We start from the raw sequence: 8,157 nt of genomic DNA on the forward strand, positions 1-8,157 counted from the left end.
AACTTCTCACTTGTGGCAAGTCCGGTATGTCCTTGCCGATAGTATGCGATGACTTTTATCTTAAAGTCTAGGTCGTAATGCATAAAAATACCCCATAAGTTGTGTCCAACTTATGGGGTTCAGTTCATAGCGGCTGAGTTTTTTATTATTAAAAGAGCTAACTATTAAGCTAAACTATCAATTAAGCCAAGTCACGCACTTTTGGCTCCCGTTCCCACAAGCGCGATTTGGCATTTTCGATAAAGCTATCAAGTTCAGCCAGTGGTGTGACAAACGCATCTTTTTCAATCGGTAATTTACTTAAGATAAATTCATCGGTCGCCCCGCAATAAGCAATGGCTTTACAATGCGCATAGGCATCATTAAACCAATCAAGCGTGGCACTGTCTTTAGCCAGCTTCTTTGCTTGCTCGGGCATAATGATACTGACCACCGCATCAAACATCACTGACGGACCACCAGCTACGCGCTCGTCGGCTTGTATGCGAGTATCATCGTCTAAAACCACCTCTTTACTTGGTGCGACAATTTTCACACGAGCGCCCGCCGCTTTCGCCGCCTCTTCAAACTTCTTAATTTCACTGTGTTTTGAGCCTTCTGCAACTAAAATGCCAATTAAGCGACTTTTTAGGGTTTTAGGCGTCAAGCCAATCGTTTGTAATTTCTCAGAAGTCGCCATATCTTGTATCGGCGCAGCAGGCTCTGCCGCCTCTGGCAATTCCATGCCCAACGCTTTTGCAACACGCTGTGCCAAATCTTCATCAATATTCAGCAGATGGCCAAGCATACGCGTACGAACATGGGCGGTATCTACTTTACCCAGCTCAAAGGCATAGGCTGAGGCAATATGCGCTTGCTCAGTTGGCGTTTGGCTAAGGTAGAACATACGCGGCTGGCTATAATGATCAGCAAAGCTTTCAGCGCGTACGCGACCTTTGACGCCATCATCTAGCTGCTCATGGAACGACTCAAAACCTTTTTTAATACTTTCACGCGGTCTTGTTGGGTCAAGGCTTTGTGGCTCATAAAGGACGCGCGTTTTTGGCACTTGCATCTGCATATGACCGTCTTGCTGATTATTAGCAAACGGACATTTTGGCGCATTAATCGGAATTTGCGCAAAGTTTGGCGAGCCCAAACGTGACAGCTGCGTATCTAAATAACTAAACAGGCGACCTTGTAATAAAGGGTCATTACTAAAGTCGATGCCCGGTGGCAGATGCGATGGACAGAACGCCACTTGCTCCGTTTCAGCAAAGAAATTATCCGGATAACGATTTAACACCATTTTACCTACGATACGTACTGGCACCATTTCTTCTGGAATCAGCTTGGTGGCATCTAAGTGGTCAAACGGAAACTCATTGGCTTCCTCTTCAGTAAATAGCTGGACGCCAAATTCCCACTCTGGATAATCGCCATTATTAATCGATTCAAATAAATCACGGCGATTATAATCGGGATCTGCGCCAGAGATTTTAACCGCTTCATCCCAAATCAGCGACTGCACGCCAAGTACTGGTTTCCAATGGAAACGTACAAAGGTGCTCTTGCCGTCCTTATTAATAAAGCGATAGCTATGAATACCAAAGCCTTCCATCATCCCCAAGCTACGCGGCAGCGCGCGATCACTCATCAGCCAAATGACATTATGCATGGTCTCAGGGCTAAGCGAGACAAAATCCCAAAAGGTATCATGGGCAGAGGCCGCTTGCGGGAAACCACGATCCGGCTCAGGCTTAACGGCATGAACCAAATCAGGAAATTTCATCGCATCTTGAATAAAGAAAATCGGCATATTGTTACCAACGATGTCCCAGTTGCCCTCTTCAGTATAAATTTTCACCGCAAAACCACGCACATCACGCGGCGTATCTTTTGAGCCTTTATTACCAGCAACCGTAGAAAAACGGGTAAATAATGGCGTTTGCTTACCTGTTTCAGTCAAAATCTTAGCAGTGGTAAATTCTTCTAACGATTCGGTCAACTCAAAATAACCATGGGCAGCACTACCACGCGCATGAACGATACGCTCTGGAATACGCTCATGGTCGAAGTGATTAATCTTTTCGCGTAAAACAAAATCTTCTAATAGCGTCGGACCACGTGCGCCCGCCTTCAGGGAGTTTTGATTGTCAGAGATGACCACGCCTTGCTGGGTTGTCATCGCTTTAGTATCGCCATCGGCACGCTGATGCGTTTCACCGCCATTGCCGCGTTCAGTATTCATATCTTTAGCGGGGTCGGTATGATCAATATTATTATTCATAAAATATCCTAGCTAATGAGTAAAAATGAGCGATAGATAGCCCATTTAATAAGCGCTAACACAGTTTTATATCCTTAGAGATGGTTTTGACTTCATATGTCGTTTAATTTTCTGTGTTGCACGGCTGATTTTAAAAGATGAAAAAGCTTTTAAATATTAAGACACTTAAGCTCATCAATTATATTACTCAAAAACTACGGCAGGTATGTCACATATATCGTTAAGCGTGTTGATGTTTGGTTAAGCATGAAACGCGTTGTCACTGCGTGAAGATATGCCTTTATAACGAGGCGTTAATGAGGTTGTTACTGAGATTACAGGCAAAGGTATATTAATAGGCGTTTATGCTGAGGAATTAGGCACTCTTAACAGCGCCACTTTGAATTTTTTAGCGGATAAATAGAATGGACGTTATCAATAAGGGTAAGTTGGCATTGTTAAAGCATGTTTTCTAAAATATATATGCATTAAGATTTCTTTTGAAAGACCAATATCTGGTTATTAGCCGGCATCATATAGGTATTAGATAGCACTAGATGATGTGAATTTGCCAAATCTATAACGTCTTCTAAATGACGAATACCACTGTTGCTATCGCGTTGCCGTAAGCTATGGTCAAACTGACGATTACTTTCACTGCTATAACGGCCATTTTCGTTAAAGGGTCCATAAATGATAAACTTACCATTTAAAGGTAGCATATCGCCGACCAATTCAAATAACTTGCTAACCAAAGACCACGACATAATATGCAAAGTATTGGCGGTAAATACTGCATCATAAGGCGCAGCAACAGCCTTATTTATCGGCACCGAATCACACGATACATCAAAAATAAGCGGCGCATATAAATTAGGCGCAGGATAAGCAGCATGCCAAGCGTTGATAGTCGCATGATGCGCGAACACATCACTGGTCTGCCAGTTTACATGCGTCAATCTTGGTGCAAAATAGACACTATGCTGACCGGTTCCAGAACCCACTTCTAAGACATGAGTAAAGTCTTGCAATTCTTGCTGTAAGATTTCTAGAATCGGCTGCTTATTATTTTCACACGCTTGAGAGAATGGCAGTCCAGCCGTAAGAGTAGACTGTTTATTATCTGAGTTATGATTAAGCATAAAACCTCTTATCTTGATAATAACTAAATAGCAACGGGATATAAATTACCAACCAAGTATCAATAAATTAAAGATTAAGCACTAATAAATACCCGCTTCTAGCCCAGCTGCCAGTGTCATCGCCAGCTCTTCGACTTGCTCAGTAAATCCCTCTTGCCAATCACCTTGTAAAATCAGCGCTTCTTGAATCCATTCCCAACGCAGTCCGGTCGTAATCGTTTTCATAGCAAGCTTAGTGCCCGTACCGTCATGACCTGCGCGAATATATAACGCAAACGGCATGCCCTGCTTCTTCTCTAACACCGGATAATAACAGCGATCAAAAAAATCTTTGGTCAGTCCTGCCATATAAGCCAAGTTCTCAGTCGTCCCCAATAACAAAGCATCCGCAGCCAGCACATCTTCAGGCTGGGTATCTTGGGGAGATTTGAGTATGACATTGATGTCTATATCGGGATGATTGGCACCATCGTAAGCCGCTTGTGCTAATTTTTTGGTATTAGGCGACGGCGCATGTGCGACGATAAGTAAGGTTTTGCTAGCCATATCAATCACCCTTATAGAGGTTACTAGTTTTTGAAATTAGTAGTTCTTAGAATCAATAGCTATTAGCATTAATAGCTTTTAGAATTAATAGCTCTTAGAATTAATAGCTCTTAGAATTAATAGTCACTCTTTGAATGATATCAGGATGGATACTTTTAGCAACCGGACAAGTAAGCGCAGTGTTATAGAATATCTTTTGCGTCTTGTCATCTAACTCTTGATTAAAAGTAATGGCAATATGCACTTCACTAACGCGTCTTGGATCAGCAGCCATTATTTTGGTCACCTCGCTCGTAGTACCTGCGATATCAATCTCCATATCACGCGCTTTAATACCAATAATCGTCAACATGCAACTGGCTAAGCTGGTCGCTAACAAATCAGTAGGAGAAAACGCCTCACCTTTACCTTGATTGTCAGTCGGTGCATCAGTGATGATTTCATTACTAGACTGTAAGTGAATGGCGGTAGTACGTAGGTCACCTTGGTAGGTTACCTTTGAGGTTGTCACTTAATGTTCTCCTATATTACATATATATCAGATGGACTAGCATTAGAAAAGAAACTTATATCAATTGTTAATATCAATTAAACTATTTATGTGTAGAAATGAATATAAAATAACAAAACAACCTATACAAATTAGACACAAACCCTCTATGATAGTACAACTGTACACTATAAATGTTTGATTAGCGTACTTTCTTATACTGTAAAAATGCCCAAAGGATTAAATATAATGGATATTCTTGAAATCTCTGAATATCAACTTTATAAGCTTAAATCGATAGACCCAAGCCTGAGCGCAGACTGGCAAGAAACTATTAGTCTCATTCTTCCAGATCTAAATAAGGAAAGCCAAAACAGTATACATAAAAACATATTAGAGCCTCGAGGTATCTATGTTGATAAAGGCAAAGGTTTGATATACAAACGTCCCGTTACCCTAAAAAAAACTATAAAAGACATTCAAACTAATAATAAAGACTTAATCTCCATAGCCTCAGATATGTTAAAAATTATTGATTCATGCATCGAATACTACGATGCTATACAACTCGCTGATGAAATTGAAGCTATATTTAGTTATTTAGACAACTTGGATCTACATAACTTACCAAAAGAACAGAAAAATCGTAAAAAAATACGAGTAGCTTTTTTATATGATTTAGCACAGTGGATAGATAAAGTTAATCTCAATGTCCATGCTGGACTGCGCGGGTTAGACGCTCACATGGTAAAATCATACTTAAAAGAAGTTTTTATTAAGCAGAAAATCCAAGGTAGGGATTTTCGAAAATGGGATTCATCAGACATAAGCTTCCAAGAGTTGACATACCTACCCCGTTTCATCAAACATGAAGGGGGAAAAAGAAGTTTTATGATAGTAGAAGGGCTGGAATATTGGTTATTGATTGGTAGTGCAGATAAACGTGGTAAGAATCCCTATTCATTTCGACGGTTTCTTCATGAAGATAATACTGGAATTGATACTAAAAAACATATCTATCTGACCCACGCTGTGATCAGAAAATATCATATGAATGACTCACAATATCTAGCTTATGCTTCCTATATTATGAGCAGGTTCTATACCCTTGATAGTGGAGTGCCCGACACTCTATCAAGGTTTATTAATGAAATCCAAAAGCTCGATAAAATATATTTAAAGCCTTTACTAAGAAAACGGCTTGAACAAGATGGCGGTTCTACAGAAGCCATTATAAAAGAGCGGATGATAACTTACGAGAAACAAGTCTCAGTACTTATACTAGGGAAATTACCCAGAATTATTCAAACAACACTACTGAACCGCCCCGGTATTGTCGGAGACTCAACATTCTGAGAGAATACGACAATGAAAAGACAAACCTACACTCCTGAGATTAAAGAACGCGCCGTTCGCATGCTGATTGAAGCGTCGAGCGACTATCCTTCTACATGGTCAGCCATTCAGGCCATAGCGTCAAAGATTGGCTGTACGCCTGAGACACTGCGATCCTGGCATAAAAAGCACATAGACCAAACTATTCCCGCCTCAGTGCAGGCTCAAAGTGACAAAGAGCGTATCAAAGAACTTGAACGAGAGAATAGAGAACTCAAGCAAGCCAATGAGATTATACGTAAGGCTGCTGCTTTTTTCGCCCAGGCGGAGCTCGACCGTCCACCCAGATAATGGTTCAGTTTATTGATGACTATAGAGGTAGTTATGGGATCGAGCTGATTTGTAGAGTACTACCGATTGCCCCGTCAACCTATCACCGTGCTAAAGACCTAGAGTGCTGCCCTGAAAAGCGTTCACTGCGCAGTCAGCATGACGACTACTATCTCAGCGAGATTAAACGTATTTGGCAGAATAGCAAGTGCCGCTACGGCGCTCGCAAAGTCTGGCAGCAGATGAAAGCTGACGGGTTAAAGGTTGCTCGGTGTACCGTAGAGCGTTTAATGAGCCAGCATGGCCTACAAGGTGTCTGGCGCGGTAAGGGTAAGATTACCACCAACAGCCGTGACGACCAAAAGCGTGCTGATGACTTGGTCAATCGTAACTTTAATGCCCATCGTCCTAATCAGCTGTGGGTTGCAGATTTTACTTATATCAAGACATTGAGCGGCTGGGTTTATACCGCTTTTATCATCGATGTATTTGCCGGCGCTATTGTCGGCTGGAAAGTATCAAAGCGTATGAACACTGATATGATAATGGCAGCATTAAATCAAGCAATAGCAGACAGAAACAATCCCAAAGACGTGATTCATCATAGTGATCGAGGGGTTCAGTACTTATCTATTCGCTATACCGATAAGATGACAGACTCTGGCGTGATTGCTTCTGTTGGTACAACAGGCGATTCATACGATAATGCACTGGCTGAAACGGTCAATGGACTCTATAAATCTGAGGTAATTGACTATTTAAAGCAGAACTGGACTGGTGTGAACGATGTTGAACTGGCAACCCTTGAGTGGGTGGATTGGTTTAATAAAACCCGTTTACATGGCACGATTGGATATGTGTCACCCTTTGAGTTTGAAAAGCGGTATTATGATAATTTAATCCTGTCAGGCATTGCTGCCTGACTCAAGTAGATCAGCCTCCGATATAGTCGGGGCGGTTCACTACATAATATAAATGATCAAGACTATTTGTTCCATAATTTGGATCAATTAATTAAGCAAATGATAGATAATCTTCAAGATTTCAGATTACAACCTTTGGCAATCCACTCTACCAGTAGTGAAATAATGTCAATTAAACTGATTGCACTAAGAAAACTACTAATAAAATCACATAATCTACTTTGTTCCCAAGAAAAAAGTACGGAAGAGCGTACAAAAATGATGAGTAAACCGCTATTTAAAATCCAAGAAAGAGTAAGCGAAATTGATATATCTACAAAAGAGCTTAAAGAGTTAAAAGATAACCTTAACGATTACTCTCAAATTAAAGAAAAGGGAACTTTTTGGGAAAAAATAAAGTTAGGAAGAAGACCTAATTACACCATAGAAGATATCACTAAAGAAAAACTAATACTTCAAGAAGATATTTTCATGTCAATTATCAATCTGGCTAAAAATAAAAGCCAAGGTATAGTATATGTAGAATTCGAATGTGATGAAGTAATAAATAAAAGCTATAGGCATTATGCATTAGCAGATGGAGAATTAGGAATTAGTCGCCTACCTAGAGTGTTGAGACTACCTGAAGACAGAAAGAAATTTAATATTGAAACCATAAGAGAGACAATAAACCAAAATGTTTTTGAATCTAATCAACCATGGAATATACAATCATAAATATTGATTTTAAAAAGGATACTTATATGATTATATAATTAAAACTTAGATACTTAGATCTTAATCGTTAAATATCATCATTGGCTTTAGATTTCTTTTTTTATAGGCATCGTTATGATTATAGTGCAATAAAGAAACCAGCTAAGAAGCCTCTCTAACTAATTAGTATAGGGTATAGTTTGTTCTAGTAGGGTTTTTACAGCTCCCTAGAGCATCTATAAACCACCCACGAAAGAAAAGCCCCTCAACAATTAAGTTGAGGGGCAATTCAGGAATAGAGAGCTGACGATGACCTACTCTCACATGGCCGGAGCCACACTACCATTGGCGCGATGATGTTTCACTTCTGAGTTCGGGAAGGGATCAGGTGGTGCCATCATGCTATTGTCGCCAGCAAAGGGGGTAGATATGAGTCTGATGTCGTCA

The 8,157-nt window shown here is 40.4% G+C and carries 7 protein-coding genes, 1 rRNA gene and 1 other annotated feature; of the genes, 3 read left to right on the top strand and 5 right to left on the bottom strand.

The features are described from left to right. Window positions 1-181 precede the first annotated feature (181 nt). The 4 genes from JMX50_RS13015 to JMX50_RS13030 all read right to left on the bottom strand — a co-directional run bounded on the left by JMX50_RS13015 (window position 182) and on the right by JMX50_RS13030 (window position 4,447). Window positions 182-2,269, bottom strand: coding sequence for a catalase (locus JMX50_RS13015; RefSeq protein ID WP_201562564.1), 2,088 nt, complete (start codon window positions 2,267-2,269; stop codon window positions 182-184). Window positions 2,270-2,736: 467 nt separating this feature from the next. After that, entirely contained in the window at window positions 2,737-3,390 is a 654-nt protein-coding gene (locus JMX50_RS13020; RefSeq protein ID WP_201562566.1) for a DUF938 domain-containing protein, read from the bottom strand. Window positions 3,391-3,471: 81 nt separating this feature from the next. Continuing rightward, on the bottom strand, window positions 3,472-3,936 hold the full coding sequence (locus tag JMX50_RS13025) for a flavodoxin family protein (RefSeq protein WP_201562567.1): 465 nt from the start codon (window positions 3,934-3,936) through the stop codon (window positions 3,472-3,474). Window positions 3,937-4,036: 100 nt separating this feature from the next. Continuing rightward, window positions 4,037-4,447 carry an OsmC family protein gene (locus tag JMX50_RS13030; RefSeq protein WP_201562570.1) on the bottom strand — a complete coding sequence of 137 codons (411 nt, stop codon included), beginning with the start codon at window positions 4,445-4,447 and terminating at the stop codon, window positions 4,037-4,039. 228 nt (window positions 4,448-4,675) lie between these two features. Between JMX50_RS13030 and JMX50_RS13035 the strand changes: the two genes are divergently transcribed. From JMX50_RS13035 to JMX50_RS13045, 3 genes are all read left to right on the top strand, one after another. Next, a complete protein-coding gene (locus JMX50_RS13035) occupies window positions 4,676-5,782 on the top strand; it encodes a hypothetical protein (protein WP_201630041.1) in 1,107 nt (368 codons plus the stop codon). Between the two features lie 12 nt (window positions 5,783-5,794). Next, window positions 5,795-7,014 (top strand): IS3 family transposase gene (locus JMX50_RS13040; RefSeq protein WP_413786843.1). Its coding sequence is split into 2 segments (ribosomal slippage): window positions 5,795-6,071 and window positions 6,071-7,014, totalling 1,221 coding nucleotides; the frame shifts between segments, so codons are not numbered across the junction. After that, window positions 6,070-6,186 (top strand) — a sequence feature (AL1L pseudoknot). (Overlaps the previous gene by 117 nt.) Before the next feature lie 165 nt (window positions 7,015-7,179). Then, window positions 7,180-7,731: a hypothetical protein gene (locus tag JMX50_RS13045; protein WP_201630045.1), complete on the top strand. Its 552-nt coding sequence runs from the start codon at window positions 7,180-7,182 to the stop codon at window positions 7,729-7,731. Between the two features lie 280 nt (window positions 7,732-8,011). On the opposite strand, the gene rrf is transcribed toward JMX50_RS13045, so the two are convergent. Continuing rightward, window positions 8,012-8,126, bottom strand: a 5S ribosomal RNA gene (rrf, locus tag JMX50_RS13050). Window positions 8,127-8,157 lie beyond the last annotated feature (31 nt).

It is taken from the genome of Psychrobacter maritimus, from assembly GCF_904846345.1.
In the GTDB taxonomy this organism is placed as follows: Bacteria; Pseudomonadota; Gammaproteobacteria; order Pseudomonadales; family Moraxellaceae; genus Psychrobacter; species Psychrobacter maritimus.

Bases quoted from the DNA above. Each gene is read 5' to 3' on its own strand.
- JMX50_RS13020 (WP_201562566.1), bottom strand. From the start codon at position 3,390: ATGCTTAATCATAACTCAGATAATAAACAGTCTACTCTTACGGCTGGA.
- JMX50_RS13045 (WP_201630045.1), top strand. From the start codon at position 7,180: ATGTCAATTAAACTGATTGCACTAAGAAAACTACTAATAAAATCACAT.
- JMX50_RS13015 (WP_201562564.1), bottom strand. From the start codon at position 2,269: ATGAATAATAATATTGATCATACCGACCCCGCTAAAGATATGAATACT.
- JMX50_RS13025 (WP_201562567.1), bottom strand. From the start codon at position 3,936: ATGGCTAGCAAAACCTTACTTATCGTCGCACATGCGCCGTCGCCTAAT.
- JMX50_RS13035 (WP_201630041.1), top strand. From the start codon at position 4,676: ATGGATATTCTTGAAATCTCTGAATATCAACTTTATAAGCTTAAATCG.